1 protein-coding gene is annotated in these 523 nt (G+C 43.0%); it reads right to left on the minus strand.

Annotation, left to right across the window (positions count from 1 at the left end):
• The coding region (locus tag STRDD04_RS06125; protein WP_156469067.1) for an IS30 family transposase at positions 1–523 on the minus strand (523 nt) is incomplete at both ends.

Below are 523 nucleotides of genomic sequence, written 5' to 3' on the forward strand. Positions count from 1 at the left end.
GGACTCCAACATTTGTACCATAGCCTCTATGACGAGTTTGCTTTTCTTGACCGCTACCTTCTTGATTTTAAGAAAGTGAGAATAGCGATCCGTTAGAGTGACTAAGCAAGCTTTCCCGGTTTTCCCTGCAACCGTGTCTGCTTCCCAATCACCGATCCTAGTTCGCTTGTTTGCTTCTTCGGGTCTTTTGTGAATGGAATGAGAAATAGGAAATTTCCCTCTGTTTTCAACATAACCTTTCGTATGATGTGTTTTCCCACGATGACGGAGTTTGCGAATCACACCACGAGCACCATGTGAAAGCTTGTCGTCAAAGTGACCGCGATAGATGGCTCTATAAATCGTTTGATAACTAATGACAGCTTTCCCGTACTCTAAGCATAACCGGCCTTCTATTTCTTCAGGAGACCATTGGCAATCTAGAAAAAGGTGCTTGACGGTATTGCTTAAATGATGATCTATTTCAAGCTTTCTCTTTCGTCCACAATGTGATTTAGCATTGTGGTAAGATGCCTGTGCTCGA

This window comes from Streptococcus sp. DD04, from assembly GCF_001578725.1.
Lineage (GTDB): Bacteria > Bacillota > Bacilli > Lactobacillales > Streptococcaceae > Streptococcus > Streptococcus sinensis.